The sequence below is a fragment of the Alkalihalophilus pseudofirmus OF4 genome (assembly GCF_000005825.2).
Taxonomy (GTDB): Bacteria; Bacillota; Bacilli; order Bacillales; family Bacillaceae_D; genus Alkalihalophilus; species Alkalihalophilus pseudofirmus.
The window spans coordinates 3,311,505-3,330,957 of sequence record NC_013791.2; the positions used below are offsets into that span (position 1 = coordinate 3,311,505).

Here is a 19,453-nt window from a genome sequence, read left to right on the forward strand (position 1 = left end):
TTATTTTTCGTTTAATGCAACGACGCCCGGAAGTTGTTTTCCTTCCATGAACTCAAGGGAAGCCCCGCCGCCAGTAGAAATGTGACTCATCTTATCTGCTAAGTCAAACTTCTCAACAGCTGCAGCAGAATCTCCGCCGCCGATTACTGAATAAGCATCACTTGTTGCAAGAGCATCAGCTACTGCCTTTGTTCCATTTGCAAATACGCTTAATTCAAATACACCCATTGGTCCATTCCAGATCACAAGCTTCGATTCCTCGATAACGCTGCGATATGTATCACGTGTTTTCGGTCCGATATCTAGCGCTTCCCAATCAGCTGGAATCGAATCAATATCTACTACCTCTGTATTTGCCTCTTCTGAGAAATCATCAGCGACAACCACATCTTCTGGCATGTAGAATTTCACGCCTTTTTCTTTCGCCTTGTCCATAAATGACCGAGCTAAGTCAATCTTATCTTCTTCTAGAAGCGACTTCCCTACTTCATGACCTTGAGCTTTGACGAATGTGTAAGCAAGCCCTCCGCCAATGATTAAGTTGTCTACTTTTTCTAGAAGATTATCAATCACACCGATCTTATCTTTTACTTTCGCCCCGCCGATAATCGCTGTGAAAGGACGCTCAGGATTAGATAATGCTTTGCCAAGTACATCAAGTTCTTTTTCCATAAGAAGGCCGGCAACTGCAGGAATATGTTTTGCAATTCCTTCTGTTGAAGCGTGAGCACGGTGAGCTGCGCCAAATGCATCATTCACATACACATCAGCAAGGCTTGCAAATGCCTTAGCTAGTTCAGGATCATTTTTCTCCTCACCAGCATAGAAACGAACATTCTCAAGCAATAACACATCACCATCTTGCAGGCTGTTTGCAGCGGCTTCCGCTTCTGCACCATGCGCTTCGTCTACTTTTTTAACATCTTTATTAAGAAGTTCTCCAAGACGAGCAGCAACTGGTGTTAAACGAAGCTCTTCTACTACCTCGCCTTTAGGACGGCCAAGGTGGCTTGCAAGAATTACTTTTGCCCCTTTTTCTATTAAGAACTCAATCGTAGGAAGTGCTGCACGAATACGAGTCTCATCAGTGATTTCGCCATCTTTCATCGGAACATTAAAGTCCACACGGCAAAATACCTTTTTTCCCTTAAGATCAATGTCGCGAACGGTTTTTTTGTTCATTAGATCGGACCTCCAGTCACATTCTACTCTCTATACTTGACAGCGGAAAGGGGAGTTAGTACTCATACTCTCCTCCCCCATTGCTATCTTATTTGATTATAGTCCTTGTTTAGCGATGTATTCAACAAGATCTACAACACGGTGTGAATAACCTGATTCGTTGTCATACCAAGAGATGACTTTAACCATGTTGCCTTCCATAACCATTGTTGATAATGCATCAATTGTAGAAGAAGCTGGGTTACCGTTGTAGTCACCAGATACAAGCGGCTCTTCGCTGTATGCTAGAACTCCGTTTAGAGCACCTTCAGACGCTTCTTTGAATGCTGCATTTACATCTTCAGCTGTTACTTCTTGATCAAGTTCAGCTACAAGGTCAACTAGTGATACGTTTGGTGTCGGAACACGCATAGCACCACCGTTTAATTTACCTTTAAGTTCAGGTAAGACTAATGCAACTGCTTTAGCAGCACCTGTTGTTGTAGGAATGATGTTCTCAGCTGCCGCACGAGCACGACGGTAGTCTTTGTGCGGAAGGTCAAGAATTTGCTGATCATTTGTATATGAGTGAACTGTTGTCATCATACCGCGGCGGATACCGAATTTGTCGTTAAGAACTTTTGCAAATGGTGCAAGACAGTTTGTTGTACAAGATGCGTTAGAAATAACGTGGTGGCTTCCTGCATCGTACTTGTCTTCGTTAACACCCATAACAACTGTGATATCTTCATCAGATGCAGGAGCTGAGATGATTACTTTCTTAGCGCCAGCTTCGATGTGTTTCGCTGCATCTTCACGCTTAGTGAAGAAACCAGTTGATTCTACAACTACTTCTACTCCACGATCGCCCCAAGCAAGCTCAGCTGGGTTACGCTCAGCAGATACGTTGATTTCTTTTCCGTTTACAACTAATGCGTTGTCTTTTACTTCGATTTCTACATCAAGTACACCGTGTACTGAATCATACTTTAGAAGGTGTGCAAGCATGTTTGCATCTGTAAGGTCATTGATTGCTACAACCTCAACGTTCGGATTATTTAATGCTGCACGGAATACGTTACGTCCAATACGACCAAAACCGTTAATACCAATTTTTGTTGCCATGATAAAATTCCTCCTAGTAGTAAGTAAGTTTTTGATAAGAAATACTAAAGTAACTAGCATCCTATCTATATCAAAAAGGGCGTTACCCTTTTATCTACCATCATTATGTTTACTCGATTATGCTTTACTCGATTTCAAGCAATCGTCTTGCTGCAGACTCATCTGTAATCAGTACATCGCTTGGGCGGTATTTCATGTATGCAGAGATGGCCTCTGCCTTAGATTCTCCCCCAGCAACGCTTATCACATACTTGTTATCTAACTCGTCAAGCTGCAGGCCGATCGTACGCTGTTTGTGAATAATGTCACCTTCACGGTTAAAGTAGTAGCCAAATGCTTCTGCTACCGCTTGTTCCCGCTCAATCTTCTCGATAAACGTGCTCTTAGATCCTCGGCGTGACGCCATTGTATTGGCTTCACCTATTCCGTGAATAACCACACGGGCTGATTTAATCAGCTTTAGGATATCCCCGATTGAAGGCTCTAATACAAGAGAAGAATAAGCATCTTCACTTAGTTGGTCAGGAACGTGAAGCAGCCTGTACTGAGCCCCTGCTCTAGTTGCAAGCTCGGCGCTGATTGTATTGGCTTGATTTTCTACGTTCTCACCTAACCCACCGCGTGCCGGCACAAACGTGACATCCCGCATTCCAACATCAGGCGTCATCATTTCAGCAACAGCGGCTAGTGTGGTTCCTCCCATGACAGCAATAACATCACTTGGTTCACGTTTGGCTTTCAGCTCAGCCACACTTGCACGTCCAAGCTCATGCTTTACCCAATGGTCTTCATCACTATTTCCAGCGACAACTAATACCTTTTTTACACCAAGCTTAAGCTCTACTTGCTCTTCAAGATTTCTAAGACCAAGCAATTCTTTCATTACATCTTCCAGCTGGTAAAAAAGCGCCTCACCAGAAGGTGTAACCGTCATTCCTGATGTGGCAAAGTGAACGAGTCCTTGGTCTTTTAAAAACGTCACTTCTGTTCTCAGTACTCGCTCTGACATTTGCAGATTTGTGGATAAGCTCCTTCTACCAATCGGCTGCATCAAACGAATGTACTGGAGAATTTTGAAACGTTTTACCATAACATCGAGCAAGTCTGGTAATAATTTTTGCTGAATATCTAATAATACTCGCATCACACAAAACTCCTCATTCGTTACTCACATAAAATTCCTATTGGGTTATTTTGTGTCCCGCACAGTCATTTTACGTCCCGATATGGGTAAAAAAAGATCAAATCCTCATCTTCACGTTCATTTTAACAAGGATATGATCTGGTTACAAGCGATATTTACCCAATTATCTGAAGTAAACGTTTTCTTATTTTTTCTTTTGATAATTGCCCGTAATCAATTTCTTCGATGCCTTCTTCTGTTTGCACCGCTGCAACTGGAATCATCAGTTGATAATTCAAAAGCAGTTCATCGTCTTTATAAATATCCACTACCGATAACTCAAAAGGAAGCTCTTCTTTTAGTTCTTGCAGCATTTGCTCCCCTTTATCACAAAGCGGGCATTGCTCTTTCGAATACATTACTACTTGTAGCATGCGTCACTATTCATCTCCTATTCATACCTCTTGCGCTTTGAGGAAGACGGAATCCCAAGCTCATCTCTGTATTTCGCAATCGCACGGCGAGAAACAGTGATTCCTTTTTCACTCTCAAGCCATGTGACAATTTTTTGGTCTGATAATGGCTTTTGCTTCGATTCACCTGCAATCAGCTCTTTGATCAATTCTTTGATTGATTGACTCGAGGTGGATTCCCCGAAGCCGTTCTTCACACTTGATGTAAAGAATGCTTTCAGCTCATACAGCCCGCGCGGTGTCTGCGCGTATTTATGAGTGGTGGCACGGCTGACAGTGGACTCATGCATATCAATTTCTTCAGCAATATCTTTTAGTGTCAGTGGCTTCAATACCCCACTTTTTGATTCAAAGAAATCGCGCTGATGACGGACAATCGCTTCGGCTACTTTTTTAATCGTCTGCTGACGCTGTTCAATACTTTTTAGGAGCCATTGAATCTGTTGATATTTTTGCTTAGCATATTCAGTCGCTTCCGCATGATTCGAACGATGCAGAAGCTGTTCATAATCACGGTTAAGCCTGATTGGCGGCAAGGAGTCATCTATTAACTGCACGACTAACTCGCCGTTCTTCCATGTAATTGAAAGATCCGGGATCAAATAATTCGTCGGCTCCCCTGAGTATTGGGTGCCCGGACGCGGATCTAGTGTTTGAATTAAGTCGTACACATCTTGGATATCACTCATTGTCACATCTAATTCAGTCGCGAGAGTCTTCCATTTTTTAGAAGCAAGATCCTCCATATGCCGGGAAACGATGATTTCAGCCAATGGCGCTTTATTTGAAAGGTGCTTAAGCTGCAGGAGAAGACATTCTGAAAGAGATCTAGCACCTACCCCGGCAGGCTCAAAGCTTTGCAAAATACGTAAAACATCTTCTCCCTCTTCTGTTGAGATGGCTAAATCACTGCACACCTCTTCAAACGGGCGGCAAAAGTAGCCGTCTTCTCTCAAGCTGAAAATAAAATAATGAAGCTGACGCTCAAGTTCTTCTGATAACGCAATCTCCCCTGCTTGGGAAACTAAGTGCTCGCTCAAACTTTTATGGTCAACAAGGGCATAGTCAATAGGCGATGCCTCGTCTTCACTCTTTCTAGTGCTACCGGACCTCGGTGCCGGTGCCCCTATATATGAAGATTCGCTCCCCGCTTGCATAGAAGCTTGATCTTGTAAGTCAATTAATGGATTCTCAAGTGCCTGTTCATGTATGAAGGCGGACAAGTCTGTTGTGGAGTACTGCAACAAATTAATCGCCTGGCGCAGCTGCTGCGTCATAATTAATGTTGTTGTCTGCTGTTGAAAAAGACCAAACTGCATAAACTTCCTCCTTCCTTCCGTAAAAGTATCATACCATAAAAACCAGATATGCGAGCCGCATTGTAAGCGCTTACTAAAATAGTATGAATACAAATAAAAATCAGACCAACTAAAGCCATTATACTACAGAAAAGTGGAAATGAGTGTTCTGGCATGTAGAAAAATTAGAGGAAACAATATGAAGTCGTTCTTTGACTTCATTTGGTTCATCGTTTTTTCTAGCAGGCCAACGAATTGAAACTAGACAGAAAAGTGATTTTGGCTCGTTTAGGTATGAAGGTGGTGGAGCTTTGGCAATGAGAAGTCGTTCTTTGACTTCGTTTGACAAAGTGAAGCATCCGAATACCTGAGCCAATGAGCTAGACAAGAAAAGTGGAAATGAGTGTTCTGGCATGGAGAAAAATTAGAGGAAACAATAAGAAGTCGCTCTTTGACTTCTTTTAAGACCAGCCAAAAGCATTTTACGTTTGAACTACTTTAAATTCGGCTATGATGTAAGAAGGGTTTAAGCACCAACATAGGGAATAGTATGTAATAGAGGAGGCAAAACATTTGACCTTCTTTGACCTATTAGGTATGATGTACATATATTTAAAAAGCCGTTCGTACATAAGAAACTGTTTACCAGACGGCGGCAAGACAGCTAGAATCAGCCTAATGATTTTAGAACAATCCATTATAAGGAGGAACTTATTATGAACTTAATTCCTACAGTTATTGAGCAGACAAACCGAGGTGAGCGTGCTTATGACATCTACTCTCGCCTACTTAAAGACCGTATCATCATGCTTGGTAGTGCTATTGATGACAACGTAGCAAACTCTATTGTTGCTCAGCTTTTATTCCTACAAGCAGAAGATCCAGAAAAAGATATTTCTCTTTATATTAACAGCCCAGGTGGTTCGATCACAGCTGGTATGGCGATCTATGATACGATGAACTTTATCAAGCCGAAAGTATCAACTATTTGTATCGGTATGGCAGCTTCTATGGGGGCATTCCTTCTTGCTGCTGGTGAGCCTGGCAAACGTCTTGCTCTTCCAAACAGTGAAGTGATGATTCACCAACCGCTTGGCGGAACACGCGGTCAAGCTTCTGATATCGAAATCCATGCTCGCCGCATTATTGAAATGCGCGAAACATTAAACAAAATTCTTGCTGAGCGTACAGGTCAACCATTAGAAGTCATCGCACGCGATACAGACCGTGATAACTTCATGACTGCCTCAAGAGCAAAAGAATACGGCTTAATTGACGAAGTAATTTCTTCACCAAAAAAATAAGCACAAAACGAAAAACCACCTGGCATTTTGTCAGGCGGTTTTCTTGTTATAGATATCCCAAGGTCTTTGATTGAGTTCCTCCTACAGTAGTTGTTGATTTCCGCTGCAGGCACTCGCTTTCCGCGGGCGGCCCGGGAGCTTCCTCGTCGCTACGGCTCCTGTGGGATCTCCCTGGTCACGCGCATCCCGCAGGAGTCGGTGCCTTCCGCTCCAATCAACCGAGAGAGAAGGTTGGATAGTGCTCCCTCATCGAACGTGTTCTTTGCTCAGTGGTTTAGTAAACGAAGAGCGGTTTATAATTTGAACTGAGCCTAACTAAATCGCTCCACATAATAATTACAAAAAGCAGTAACCCCGCGGATGAAATATGTGTAGACTCCTGCGGTGCCTAGAGCAGGGCTGAGATCCCACAGGGCACAAGCCCGAGGAAGCTCAGCAGCTCACCGCGGAAAGCGAAGCATATTTTAGGAGCGACGAGTTTACACCTACACTGCATTTTTGTTTTTCACTTGATCTTCTAACTCCCCAAAAAAGCATAACATAGCGGATTTTCTCAGGAGCGTCAAGCCAACTTACGTACCATTGTATTGAAACTATTCCCAAACAAAAAAACGGCCCTGCATCAGGCCGTCCCTTTTTAAGCTTCTTTCTCTACATAGGCAGCTAGTGCTTTTAACGCTTCTGCCTCATCATGTCCTTCAGTAATAAGGGTAATCGACGTGCCCTGGCTTAAAGCTAGGCTCATAAGACCCATAATACTCTTCGCATTCACTTTCTTTTCACCCTTTTGAATAAATACATCAGATGAAAAACGATTCGCTTCTTGGACAAATAGAGCTGCAGGTCTTGCTTGCAAACCGGTTTTTAGTTTAACTTGTACTTCTTTTTCTGCCATCTGTGTCCCTCCTCTACTGTTTTTCGTTCTAGTCTTACATTTTTAATTCCACCGATTGCCCAGAGCGAATACGTTCAGCCAGCTGGTCAATTTTCCGGAGACGATGATTGATGCCTGATTTACTAACGACACCGCTTTCCACCATTTCCCCAAGCTCTTTCAATGTAACATCTTGGTGTTTCATTCGAAGTTCTGCGATTTCACGTAGTTTCGGCGGGAGCTGCTCAAGGCCGATCTCACGTTCCACCAGCCGGATATTCTCCACTTGTCTTAAAGCTGCACCTACCGTCTTATTTAAGTTAGCGGTTTCGCAGTTTACAAGACGGTTTACAGAATTACGCATATCTTTCATAATACGCACGTCCTCAAAATAAAGAAGAGCTTGATGTGCGCCGATGATGTTTAAGAACTCCGTAATTTTTTCGCTCTCTTTCATATACGTGATGAACCCCTTCTTACGTTCCAATGTTTTTGCATTTAGATCGTATTCGTTCATCAATTCACATAAAGATTGATTATGTTCCTCATATAGAGAAAAAACCTCTAAATGATAAGATGAGGTTTCTGGGTGATTAATTGAGCCCCCTGCTAAAAACGCCCCTCTTAAGTATGCTCTCTTACAGCATGATGTGTTCACTATTTCTTGTGAGATCGTGCGAATAAATGAAAACCCTTCTCCAAGGATTCCAAGCTGCTCAAGCAATCGTTTTGCCTCATGAGAGATTCGAACAAGATAGACGTTATTTTTCTTTAAGCGCATCTTTTTTCGAACCAGAAGCTCTACAAAAATCTCTGGATATAATTTTTTAATTAAAGTGTAAATCCGACGAGCAATCGCTGCGTTCTCGGTGGTCACATCAAGTCCAAGCTGCTTGTTTCCAAGTGACATCGATCCATTCATACGGATTAAAGCGGAAAGTTCTGCTTTAGCACAACAATCCTCCTGCTCAAACTGGGTTAGTTCTTTTTTAGTAGTGGCTGCGAAGGACATTACGTTCACTCCTTTCAGCCGTGCAGCACGCATGTATGACCCGCTTTTACTAATTGATCGTTTGCAAAACCACACGCCAATATTCTAGTAACCTTTTACGCCATTTACCTTTTATCTATTACATCTATCAATGCCTTAGATACTTTAATCGCATCATGTCTCAGCATTTTCTCATACTCTACAACAAAATGATCACAGATTATGCCGACGCCCATTGATTGAAGCCGGTCTGTATCTACAGTAACAGGGACAGCATGTTCTTTTGAATAATGCTTCCTCACTTCATCAGATATAGATGACCCATGAACGAGGATTTCATCTATCATACCTTTTCCGCAATGAGAAAACAACGCATCGAGGTGTTCGGATGCTGTATAGCCGTCAGTCTCTCCGCTTTGTGTCATCACATTGCAGATATATACCTTTTTCGCTTCTGACTCTGAAACAGCTTCACTGATCCCTGGAACAAGCAGATTTGGCAGGACACTTGTATATAAGCTTCCTGGTCCAAGTACGATGAGGTCTGCCTCTTGAATAGCTTTAACACTTTCATAAAGCGGACTAATGTCTGCTGGTGTTAAAAAGACTCGTTTAATTCGTTTTTTGGAAAGCGGTATTTTAGACTCCCCTGTTACCACGGTGCCATCTTCCATCTCACCATGTAAGACGACACTGCGATTAGCAGCAGGAAATACTTTTCCACGTACATTTAAGACCTTGCTGAGCTCTGCAATCCCTTTGGCAAAATCACCAGTTAGAGAAGTCATTCCTGCTAACAGCAAGTTGCCTAAGGAATGTCCTGATAAGCCATTCCCATTTTGAAAACGATGCTGAAATAACTCTTCTACTAATGGCTCTACTTCAGCAAGGGCAACGAGAACGTTACGAACATCTCCTGGAGGCGGAATATCAAGCTCTTGCCTCAAACGCCCTGAGCTGCCCCCATCATCGGCCACTGTTACAACCGCCGTGATCGAAACAGGAAATGTTTTTAATCCTCGAAGCAATACAGATAGTCCTGTTCCTCCGCCGATTACAACAATTTTTTTTTGCTTCACGTTGTTTTTTCCTTCCCCTTTTCAATATCTCTATGACTCACATGCATTACATACTCATTTGAAAATGCCTCACCAAAGTATTCCGCTAAAGTAACCGAACGGTGCTTTCCGCCAGTACATCCAATTCCGATGACGACCTGGCTCTTCCCTTCACGTTTATACTGAGGAAGCATATACGTCAGCAAGTCACGAAGCTTTTCAATAAATGTCTGTGTTTCACTCCACTTTAATACATAAGATGAAACCTCTTCATTTAATCCTGTTTGAGGTCTTAGATGATCGACATAATGAGGGTTAGGCAGGAATCTCACATCAAAAACAAGGTCGGCATCAATCGGAATTCCGTATTTAAAGCCAAACGACATAATATTGATCGAGAATGGATGACGGTCCGTCGTTTTAAAGCGCTGGATGATTCTCTCACGCAGCTGGATTGGCTTCATCTCTGTTGTATCAATAATTTGCTGGGCGCGGCCTTTTAACTCTTCAAGCAATTCACGTTCTTTTTTAATTCCATCCAGCGGAAGCCCGCCTTTAGCTAATGGATGAGACCTTCTCGTTTCTTTGTAGCGTTGTACGAGCTTGGCATCCTTTGCATCTAAGAACAAAATTTGCATTTTAAGCTGGATGTTTTCTTCTATGCTGATCGCATCAATTGCCTCAAATAAATGATCAAAAAATGCTTTCCCGCGAAGGTCAATGACGAGTGCGACTTTATTCATCGTCCCGTTAGATCCTTTTAAGAGATCAACAAATTTTGGAATTAAAGCAGGCGGCAAATTATCCACACAGAAATATCCTAAGTCTTCAAAACTTTGGACAGCCACAGTTTTTCCTGCCCCAGACATTCCTGTGATGATTACGATTTGTATTTCTTCTTGATTGGTCATAGCCTATCACCTGCTCTTAGATTTAGTTCAATCTTATTAAAAATAACCTTATTTATGTTTAATTTATCTTTCAGCTTATCTTTACTTAGATTGATCAGGGATCTGATGGATCTGGATCTAATCGATAAGATAGTAATTTAAAATCGGGTGTGTAATGGAATGTTCCATACATCAGTCCGTCGTGTTCTAACACGTGATGGAATAACTGTTTATCTCCTTCAGCCATAGGCAGGGATGTAATCTGATCTAGCGGCTGCCATTTTAAAGATCCTTCTGGTGATTCCTCAAGCTGTTCACCTTCATACTGTGTTGCTTGAAATGTAAACATCATCCACTCAGATTGAATCTTGTCATCTTCAATAATAACCATTGAAAAAACGGCACGCAGCTTCGCATCTTTCACAAGAAATCCTGTTTCTTCACGGAACTCTCTTGTCACTGCTTCTTTAATGGATTCACCAGATTCCATTTTTCCGCCTGGTGCCACCCACCATCCTCTACGTGGCTTCTGTAACAATAACGCTTGTTCTCCATTTACTAGTACACAGTTTGTAACCCTTTGCAACAGCTTCACCTCAGTTCTACTACTCCTTAATATTATACATTCATTTTGATAACGTCACAATTACTTGGATTAGGGAAAATTTGCATGGGGAGTTGATTTTGTCGAATAATTTCAAAAATAGACAAAAAAAGGGCACGGACGGTGTGTCCGTGCAAATTATATAAAAAAGGGGGTCAATTACTTATTTATATCATACCCCATATATATTTCATCCTTGTTACAAACTCATTAAGACCGAATTACGTTTTTTTCTGCAGTTTTTTGAATTATTTTGTCCCTTCTGCGAGACTTTCTAAATAATGTTGCACATTTTGAGCTGCTAAGCTACCATCGCCTGTTGCTGTGACGATTTGACGAAGAGATTTTTCACGAATATCACCTGCTGCATAAATGCCAGGTACTTTCGTTTCCATTTCTTCATTTGTAACAACATATCCTTCTTCATTTAAGATGCCAAGATTTTTCACACTCGCATTTAGCGGAAGCATACCGATGTAGATGAATACACCATCTGTCTTGAACTCTTTTGTTTCGCCTGTTTCTGTGTTCTCAATTGTGACACTGCCTACTTTTCCACCCTCTTCATTGATCTCGTTTACGACATGATTCCAAACAAATTCGATCTTGTCATTGTTAAACGCACGATCTTGAAGAATTTTTTGAGCACGAAGCTGATCACGGCGGTGAATGACTGTCACTTTAGAAGCAAAACGAGTTAAGTATACAGCCTCTTCAACAGCCGAGTCTCCTCCGCCGACAACAACAAGCTCTTTCCCTTTAAAGAAAGCTCCGTCACAAACAGCACAGTATGAAACCCCGCGGCCGCTAAGCTCTTTTTCACCTGGAATGCCAAGCTTTTTATATTCTGCACCCGTTGCAACAATGACAGAACGCGCCTTGTATTCTTTACTGCCTGCTTTGACGATCTTATAATTACCTTCATCGATAATCTCTTTGACATCGCCATAGCCATATTCAGCACCGAACTTCTTCGCATGCTCAAACATTTTTGTTGAAAGCTCAGGCCCTAAAATATGGTCAAATCCGGGATAGTTTTCTACATCTTCTGTATTAGCCATCTGACCGCCAGGAACTCCGCGCTCAAGCATAATCGTGCTTAAGTTTGCACGAGATGTATAAACAGCTGCAGTCATTCCGGCAGGACCTGCTCCTGCGATAATGACGTCATACACTTTTTCTTCACTCATCCTAATCCACTCCTTCAATCATTGCTGTAAATTGATTTCTACCCTTATCCTAATCAAGAGACATATAAGTGTCTACTTATATGCTCAAACGACACAAATTCTTTACAATTACCACAGGCGGTATTCCACATCGCGCGCCAAAAGGGTGCCTTGCTCTACTTTTTCAAGAATTTCTGCCGCAGCTTTATTCCCTAGCTTTTCCGCTCTGCGCCAGTAAAATAAGGCCTTTTCGTATTGGTCTGTATGATAGTGCGCAACAGCTAAGCAATGGAACAGATCCGGCTCACGATCTAAAATAAATGGCTCTACACGCATAATCCGACCGATAACCTGCTCGTAATGTCCGACTGCTGCCAGCACTTGTGCTACCTTCATATGATGTTCGATATCAAGCGGATAAATGCGCTTAATCGCATCAATAAAAGGAGATGCAGACAAATCATCCTCTTTCATCGTATAAAATACAGCTAAATTACAAAGGGCGAATAAATTCCCCTCATCTTCTTGTAACACATTTCTGCTTAGTTCAAACGCCGAATCATCGCCTAACCGAAAAAGTGCTTCAGCTAAATGGTTATGCGCCGACCAGCAAGCAGGGTGCTCCGTAATAATATCTTGCAAAATAGGAAGCGCCTCTTCAGGCTTCCCATCCCTAAGAAGCGTACGGGCACGGCCATGCTCAATAATATATTCATCAGATGACAAATCAAACGACTCCCAATCTTCTTCGTCGTCCGCATCTGCCTCTGCTTCATTTTGCTCTACTTGCATGAGATCCAACAGATCCCCTGCATCTTTAAAGAACTCCCCTCCAGGAGTTAATACCATATAACGCTTTGCCGCCTCTTCAGCCTTTTCAAATAATCCAAGGTAGGCGTAGTTGTTTGCCATAAAGAAATAACATTCAGATTGATCGTCGCCGTGATTCGTTAGGACCATCTCTAAAATGTCATTCGATCTCTCATACTGGCCGACCTCTGAGAGAACTGCCGCTAATTGAACATGAAAAACCGGCTCTTGATCCGTCAGCTTAACAGCACGTTCAAATAGTTTCACTGCACGCTTCAGATGGTTTTTACGGTAAGCGATAATACCTCTATGAAAGAAATAATCGCCGCTGCGATAAAACGGAACCACATTTCGGTTTTCTTGCTCGTTTTCAGGTGTTAAGTTCATGAAGTTTAATTCCCCCAAGTTCTCATTCATACACCCAAGTATACAATAAACAACGAGAAGTAGGAATGTGAAATAAATAATCTATTAAGTAGAAGTTCTCTTCGCCTCTGTCCACTAAAGAAAACTCAGGAACATATCATCATGTTCCTGAGTTTTTATAGAATGTTAAGCCGCCTTCGCCATATCCCTATGAATGCTTTGGCCGCCATTTCGTTTGTTGTTAATGAACCCTTTCATATATGGGATTAACCAGCGGTCGCCGCCGTATCTGCCTGCATTCGCTCCTGCTGCCAAGATAAAGATGGTAAATAAGATCATCCACGGATTAGAAGAAATCGTTCCGGCAAATAAGAAGGCAAAATTCATCATAATCCCGAAGAAGGCTGCAGCCGTTGTAAATACCCCAAAGATCAATCCAAGACCGACAAACAACTCTCCCCATGCCACCATGAAGCTGAACAATTCTGCATTAGGAACAGCAAACCCCTCAATAAAAGCATGGTATGTTGGATATTGCTCAAGCACAGCGGGGTTATTCACAACGCCCATTAAATATCCCTCAGCACTAAATCCTCCCGTTACTTTACCAAAGCCGGCTGTCACCCACATCCAGCCAATATATAATCGGATCAACGTTAGAGCTCCTGCTGCATAGCGGTTCGTCCGTAAAAAATTCATAAACATCGTAATGTCCTCCTCTTGTTTTCCTTTTAGGTATGATTTCAGTTTGCAAATTGCTTTGTGAAACATTTCACATGACAAGTTAAAAAAATTTGATTTGGATTAGTGATCACTAACTTCCTTACACTCATAGTATACTACGATTAGTTTGTGAAGTTAATCACATATCAATGTTTTCTGTGACTACTTCGTGAAATGTTGAGCAAACTTTATATAAAAAGAGACCTATCCACATGTGAATAAGTCTCTGTCTCTTATGATTTAGGCTTATGGCGTTCTTCAAGCACTGATAACACTTCGTCTAACGGCAGCTTTTGTTCTCTTAACAACACGAGAACATGATAAAGGAGATCTGCCACTTCCCATTTTAATTCTTCTGGGTCACGGTTTTTCGCAGCGATAATCACTTCCCCTGCTTCCTCGCCGACTTTCTTCAAAATCTTATCGACCCCTTTTTCAAAAAGATAGGTCGTGTACGCACCTTCAGGCATCTCCGCCTCTCGCTTAGCAATGACACGCTCTAGCTCATCAATAATTGCAAATCGTGTAGGATTGGTACGGATATTTTCGCCGAAAAGCGAATCGCTGAAGCATGTGTAATCTCCTTTATGGCATGCCGGACCTGCCGGTGTGACGAGTACTACAATCGCATCAGCATCACAGTCATAACGCATGTCAACAATCAGCTGCGTATTGCCAGAAGTTGCGCCTTTATGCCACAGTTCTTCTCTAGAACGGCTGTAAAACCATGTTTCTCGTGTTTCTAGAGATTTTTGCAGAGATTCTTCGTTCATATAAGCTAATGTCAGCACTTCTTTACTTGTCGCATCTTGAACGATTGCCGGCACTAGTCCACGTTCGTCAAATTTGATTTTATCTACACTCATCGAACGAGCACCCCTTCCTCTCTCAAGTATGTTTTTACTTCTTCTACAGATGTTTCCTTGTAATGGAAAATTGAAGCTGCGAGTGCCGCATCCGCGTTGGCTTCTTTAAACACATCAGCAAAGTCTTCTTTTTTGCCTGCACCGCCTGAAGCAATAACCGGTACGCTGACCACTTCATTGACCGCTTTTGTTAAAGCAAGATCAAATCCAGTCTTAGCCCCGTCTTGGTCCATGCTTGTAAGCAAAATTTCACCTGCACCTAAACGCGTCGCTTCCTTCGCCCAATCACGTACTTCCCACTCCGTTGCTTGACGGCCGCCATGTGTATAAATTCTCCATGAGCCAAGCTCTTCGTCATATTTCGCATCAATCGCCACGACAATACATTGCGAGCCAAAAAAGTCTGCTCCCTCACGAATCAGCTCAGGACGTTTCACTGCTGCTGTATTCAGTGATACTTTATCAGCACCGGCCCGCAGCACTCTCTTCATATCTGCAAGCGTATTAATCCCGCCGCCGACCGTAAAGGGAATAGCAAGCTTTCCGGCCACTTCTTCCACGACTTCGACCATCGTTTCACGCCCTTCATGCGAGGCGGAAATATCTAAGAATACTAGTTCATCAGCTCCCTGCTCATCATAAAAGGCAGCGAGTTCAACTGGATCACCTGCATCACGCAAGTCCACAAATTGAACCCCTTTGACCACACGTCCTTCTTTCACATCCAAGCATGGAATCATTCGTTTCGTAAGCATGCGGTCTCACTCTCCTTTTAATGCGTCTTCGAGGGTAAATTGATTCGTATATAAAGCCTTGCCGACGATTGCTCCGCCGATCTCACTTGGGTGTTCGCGCAGTTCTTTCAAGTCAGCCAAATTGCTGACGCCGCCTGAAGCAATCACTTCTTTCCCTGTCGCCTCAGCGAGTTTTGCAATTGCATCTGTGTTAGGACCGGATAACATCCCATCTCTTGAGATATCTGTGAAAATAAATACCTCGGCCCCGTGGCGTGCGAGCTCATTGGCAAGATCAACTGCCTGAACAGAAGATGTCTCAAGCCAGCCGTCAGTTGCCACATAGCCATCGCGCGCATCTAAGCCGATTGCAATTTTCTCACCGCCGTATGTAGAAAGCATTTCTTTAGTGAAAGCAGGATTATTGACTGCGACACTTCCTAAAATGACACGATCAACCCCGCGCTCTAGATAATACGCAATATCTTCAGCGGTACGGATGCCGCCACCAACTTGAACGGACACATCAAGTTCTTGCGCTACTTTTACAACATGCTCATGGTTAATGCGAGTCTTCGCTTTCGCCCCGTCTAAGTCGACCATATGAATCCACTTTGCTCCTGCTTCAGCAAATAATTCAGCCATCTCAAACGGTGAATCACCGTACACCGTCTCTTGGTTGTAATCGCCTTGAACAAGACGCACACATTTCCCATCACGCATATCAATTGCTGGATAGATCTCAAACTTAGCCACGTGCAATCGCTCCTCTCTCTACATAAGCCCCGTAATTTTTCAGGATCGCCAGTCCGACCGTGCTGCTTTTCTCTGGGTGAAATTGTGTTCCTAATACATTCTCACGGCCAACAACGGCGGGAACGACTCTTCCATACTCACTTGTAGCAAGGAGTACATCCTTATCGTCTGTTTTCACAACATAGGAATGCACAAAATACACATGACCTTGTTCTACCCCGCGAAGCAGCGAGCTTTCTTTATGAAACTTCAGTTTGTTCCAGCCCATATGCGGTACTTTATAGGTCTGGCCCGAATCATCCACCCCGCTGAAGCGTTCCACACGTCCAGGGAGAAAACCAAGCCCTGATGTAAGGCCATGCTCCTCACTGCTTTCAAATAAAAGCTGCATTCCTAGACAGATACCAAGCAGCGGTTTGCCCTCATTTGCCCAGTTACGTAAAAATAGCGCAAGACCTGTTTCATTTAAAATACTCATCGCATCACGAAACGCGCCTACTCCCGGCAAGATCAGCCCATCTGCCTTTTCAAGCTCAGCCGGGTCCGCTGATAGAAAATAAGGCATGTCCTTGCGCTCTAATGCTTTACTGACACTATGTAAATTCCCCATGCCATAATCGACAATGCCAATCATCTACAACATTCCTTTCGTGGATGGAACCCCTTTAACACGCTCATCAATAGTTGTTGCCTCATCTAAGGCACGCGCTAGTGCTTTAAAGATTGCCTCAATAATATGGTGAGTGTTCTGTCCGTAATGAACAATAACGTGCAGATTCATTCTAGCTTCAAGTGCAAGCTTCCATAAAAACTCATGCACAAGCTCCGTATCAAATGTGCCCACCTTCTGGCTCGGGAACTCAGCACGGAACTCGAGATGCGGACGGTTGCTTAAGTCCACTACCACTTGGGCAAGTGTTTCATCCATTGGAACAAAGGCACTTCCATAACGCTTAATCCCTTTTTTATCACCTAAAGCTTCTTTTAAAGCCGTCCCAAGACAGATTCCGATATCCTCAGTTGTGTGGTGATCATCTACTTCTGTGTCACCATTCGCATCAACCGTCAAATCAAAGTGGCCGTGCTTTGTAAACAAATCAAGCATATGAGTGAGAAATGGAACGCCTGTCTCAAGCTTAGAAGTACCTTCCCCATCAATTGAAAAATCAAGAACAATATCTGTTTCTCCAGTCTTTCTTGCCAGTCTAGCTTGTCTCATCTCTATTCATCCTCCAACCTAATATCGATTGCTCTTGCATGCGCTTCTAATCCTTCTAATCTAGCAAGGGCTGAAATACTTGCTCCGTTCTGCTTCATTGCCTGTTTACTGTAGCTAATAACACTTGATTTCTTCACAAAATCATCGACACTTAACGGACTTGAAAAGCGTGCGGTGCCATTTGTCGGTAACACATGATTCGGTCCGGCAAAGTAATCACCCACTGGCTCTGAGCTGTATGGTCCAACGAAAATCGCTCCCGCATGGCGGATACGACCAACAAGTGACATCGCATCCTCTGTTAGGATCTCCAGATGTTCTGGTGCCAGTTCATTCGTTACATTCACGGCTTCTTCTAAATCCTTCGTCACATAAATGGCTCCATAATCTTGAATTGATGCTTGGGCAATTTCTCGCTTCGGCAAGGTTTCAAGCTGACGAATGACCTCCGCTTTTACTTCATCGGCGAGGTCCTGACTTGGTGTCACAAGTACGGCCGATGCTCGTTCATCATGCTCTGCTTGACTCAACAGATCTGCTGCAATGTATTGCGCATTCGCATTCTCATCCGCTAAGACGACAATTTCACTCGGTCCTGCAATCATATCAATATCCACTCGTCCAAATACCGCGCGTTTTGCCAAAGCCACGAAAATGTTGCCTGGTCCTGTGATTTTATCGACAGCTTGAATGGTCTCTGTTCCGTAAGCGAGAGCGGCAATTGCCTGAGCGCCTCCTACTTTGTAAATAGAAGTGATGCCAAGCTCCTTCGCTGTAACGAGAACACTGGCCGGGATTGTGCCGTCTTTTTGCGGGGGAGTAACGATCGAAATTCTTCCTACGCCCGCTGCCTGCGCCGGGATCACGTTCATCATAATCGAAGAAGGATAAGCTGCCTTGCCGCCTGGCACATATAAGCCAACAGCATCAAGCGGAGTTACTTTCTGGCCAAGGATTGTTCCGTCTTCTTTTGTCGTCATCCAAGACTGCTGCACCTGCCGCTGATGAAAATCACGGATATTCCCAATTGCCTCTCTAATAGCTTTTAAAACGCCTGGGTCCAGCTGTTCATAAGCCGCAAGAAATTCTGGCTCTTCAACAAGAAGTGCGTCAAGCTTCGCCCCGTCGAACTTCTCGGTATATGAGAACAAGGCTTGATCGCCGCGATTTCGCACCTCTTCAATAATCGCATTCACTGCCTCGCGCTGCTCTCTCGTACCAGCATCTAAGTCTCTTTTTAAACTAACCGAATCTGTCACCTCTATAATCCTCATGCTTCCACACCATCCACAACACCCGACAAACGTTCAACCATGCGGTCAATCTGCTCATCTTTCATGCGGTAGCTGACTGGGTTAACGATTAAACGGGAGGTGATCGGCACAATTGTTTCAAACTCAACCAGACCGTTTTCTTTCAAGGTGCGCCCCGTTGAAACAATATCAACAATGCGATCCGCCAGTCCGATAAGCGGTGCAAGCTCGATGGAACCATTCAGCTTAATCATCTCGACCTGCTCGCCTTGCTCTTTAAAATACTGCGCTGCAAGATTTGGATACTTGGAGGCAACTTTCGGATTAATGTCTTTTTTCTCATATCCCGGAAGACCTGCCACCGCTAAATAGCACTCGCTGATTTTTAGGTCAAGCACCTCGTACACATCACGTTCTTCTTCAATCATGACATCTTTTCCGGCTACCCCAATATCAGCTACCCCGTGCTCCACATACGTCGGTACATCCATCGGCTTTGCTAGAATGAAGCGCAGGTTCTCTTCTTCGACATCTATAATTAACTTTCTTGAATCATCAAATTCCTCTGGGAGGCGGTAGCCGGCTTTACGTAATAACTCAACCGCCTCTTCAAAAATACGTCCTTTTGGCATTGCCACTGTTAACACTTCGCTCAT

At 43.4% G+C, this 19,453-nt stretch carries 21 protein-coding genes; 1 reads left to right on the top strand and 20 read right to left on the bottom strand.

The genetic code is table 11. The features are described from left to right. From BPOF4_RS16670 to rpoN, 5 genes are all read right to left on the bottom strand, one after another. A complete protein-coding gene (locus BPOF4_RS16670; protein ID WP_012960392.1) occupies positions 1 to 1,182 on the bottom strand; it encodes a phosphoglycerate kinase in 1,182 nt (393 codons plus the stop codon). 96 nt (positions 1,183 to 1,278) lie between these two features. Then, complete coding sequence (gene gap / locus BPOF4_RS16675) at positions 1,279 to 2,286, bottom strand: type I glyceraldehyde-3-phosphate dehydrogenase (protein WP_012960393.1); 1,008 nt, start codon at positions 2,284 to 2,286, stop codon at positions 1,279 to 1,281. Positions 2,287 to 2,410: 124 nt separating this feature from the next. Then, entirely contained in the window at positions 2,411 to 3,430 is a 1,020-nt protein-coding gene (locus BPOF4_RS16680) for a sugar-binding transcriptional regulator (RefSeq protein ID WP_012960394.1), read from the bottom strand. Positions 3,431 to 3,585: 155 nt separating this feature from the next. Beyond that, a complete protein-coding gene (locus BPOF4_RS16685) occupies positions 3,586 to 3,843 on the bottom strand; it encodes a glutaredoxin family protein (protein ID WP_012960395.1) in 258 nt (85 codons plus the stop codon). A gap of 17 nt (positions 3,844 to 3,860) precedes the next feature. Next, a complete protein-coding gene (gene rpoN, locus BPOF4_RS16690; protein WP_012960396.1) occupies positions 3,861 to 5,201 on the bottom strand; it encodes an RNA polymerase factor sigma-54 in 1,341 nt (446 codons plus the stop codon). Between the two features lie 695 nt (positions 5,202 to 5,896). On the opposite strand from rpoN, the gene clpP reads away from it, so the two are divergent. Then, positions 5,897 to 6,484: an ATP-dependent Clp endopeptidase proteolytic subunit ClpP gene (gene clpP, locus BPOF4_RS16695; protein ID WP_012960397.1), complete on the top strand. Its 588-nt coding sequence runs from the start codon at positions 5,897 to 5,899 to the stop codon at positions 6,482 to 6,484. A 637-nt stretch (positions 6,485 to 7,121) separates the two neighbouring features. Here clpP and BPOF4_RS16700 read toward each other — a convergent pair. The 15 genes from BPOF4_RS16700 to hisG all read right to left on the bottom strand — a co-directional run bounded on the left by BPOF4_RS16700 (position 7,122) and on the right by hisG (position 19,453). Beyond that, positions 7,122 to 7,379 carry an HPr family phosphocarrier protein gene (locus tag BPOF4_RS16700; RefSeq protein WP_012960398.1) on the bottom strand — a complete coding sequence of 86 codons (258 nt, stop codon included), beginning with the start codon at positions 7,377 to 7,379 and terminating at the stop codon, positions 7,122 to 7,124. 34 nt (positions 7,380 to 7,413) lie between these two features. Further along, entirely contained in the window at positions 7,414 to 8,370 is a 957-nt protein-coding gene (whiA, locus tag BPOF4_RS16705; protein WP_012960399.1) for a DNA-binding protein WhiA, read from the bottom strand. 104 nt (positions 8,371 to 8,474) lie between these two features. Next, entirely contained in the window at positions 8,475 to 9,428 is a 954-nt protein-coding gene (locus tag BPOF4_RS16710) for a gluconeogenesis factor YvcK family protein (RefSeq protein ID WP_012960400.1), read from the bottom strand. Continuing rightward, positions 9,425 to 10,318, bottom strand: coding sequence for an RNase adapter RapZ (gene rapZ, locus BPOF4_RS16715; RefSeq protein WP_012960401.1), 894 nt, complete (start codon positions 10,316 to 10,318; stop codon positions 9,425 to 9,427). Before rapZ ends, BPOF4_RS16710 begins: the two co-directional genes overlap by 4 nt. A 94-nt stretch (positions 10,319 to 10,412) precedes the next feature. After that, positions 10,413 to 10,883 (bottom strand): NUDIX hydrolase, encoded by a 471-nt coding sequence (locus BPOF4_RS16720; RefSeq protein ID WP_041823032.1) that lies wholly within the window; start codon positions 10,881 to 10,883, stop codon positions 10,413 to 10,415. Between the two features lie 266 nt (positions 10,884 to 11,149). Next, positions 11,150 to 12,091, bottom strand: coding sequence for a thioredoxin-disulfide reductase (gene trxB, locus BPOF4_RS16725; protein ID WP_012960403.1), 942 nt, complete (start codon positions 12,089 to 12,091; stop codon positions 11,150 to 11,152). A gap of 108 nt (positions 12,092 to 12,199) precedes the next feature. Then, a complete protein-coding gene (locus BPOF4_RS16730; RefSeq protein ID WP_148229538.1) occupies positions 12,200 to 13,297 on the bottom strand; it encodes a tetratricopeptide repeat protein in 1,098 nt (365 codons plus the stop codon). Positions 13,298 to 13,432: 135 nt separating this feature from the next. Next, positions 13,433 to 13,951 (bottom strand): DoxX family protein, encoded by a 519-nt coding sequence (locus BPOF4_RS16735; protein ID WP_012960405.1) that lies wholly within the window; start codon positions 13,949 to 13,951, stop codon positions 13,433 to 13,435. Between the two features lie 251 nt (positions 13,952 to 14,202). Further along, on the bottom strand, positions 14,203 to 14,835 hold the full coding sequence (gene hisIE, locus BPOF4_RS16740; protein ID WP_012960406.1) for a bifunctional phosphoribosyl-AMP cyclohydrolase/phosphoribosyl-ATP diphosphatase HisIE: 633 nt from the start codon (positions 14,833 to 14,835) through the stop codon (positions 14,203 to 14,205). Next, positions 14,832 to 15,590 (bottom strand): imidazole glycerol phosphate synthase subunit HisF, encoded by a 759-nt coding sequence (hisF, locus tag BPOF4_RS16745; protein ID WP_012960407.1) that lies wholly within the window; start codon positions 15,588 to 15,590, stop codon positions 14,832 to 14,834. The genes hisIE and hisF overlap by 4 nt, the downstream gene beginning before the upstream one ends. A 6-nt stretch (positions 15,591 to 15,596) precedes the next feature. Beyond that, positions 15,597 to 16,325, bottom strand: a complete 729-nt coding sequence (hisA, locus tag BPOF4_RS16750; RefSeq protein WP_012960408.1) for a 1-(5-phosphoribosyl)-5-[(5-phosphoribosylamino)methylideneamino]imidazole-4-carboxamide isomerase — start codon at positions 16,323 to 16,325, stop codon at positions 15,597 to 15,599. Then, positions 16,318 to 16,959, bottom strand: coding sequence for an imidazole glycerol phosphate synthase subunit HisH (gene hisH, locus BPOF4_RS16755; RefSeq protein ID WP_012960409.1), 642 nt, complete (start codon positions 16,957 to 16,959; stop codon positions 16,318 to 16,320). The genes hisA and hisH overlap by 8 nt, the downstream gene beginning before the upstream one ends. Further along, on the bottom strand, positions 16,960 to 17,544 hold the full coding sequence (gene hisB / locus BPOF4_RS16760; RefSeq protein WP_012960410.1) for an imidazoleglycerol-phosphate dehydratase HisB: 585 nt from the start codon (positions 17,542 to 17,544) through the stop codon (positions 16,960 to 16,962). Between the two features lie 2 nt (positions 17,545 to 17,546). Continuing rightward, positions 17,547 to 18,818 (bottom strand): histidinol dehydrogenase, encoded by a 1,272-nt coding sequence (gene hisD, locus BPOF4_RS16765; protein ID WP_012960411.1) that lies wholly within the window; start codon positions 18,816 to 18,818, stop codon positions 17,547 to 17,549. Beyond that, entirely contained in the window at positions 18,815 to 19,453 is a 639-nt protein-coding gene (gene hisG, locus BPOF4_RS16770) for an ATP phosphoribosyltransferase (RefSeq protein WP_012960412.1), read from the bottom strand. Before hisG ends, hisD begins: the two co-directional genes overlap by 4 nt.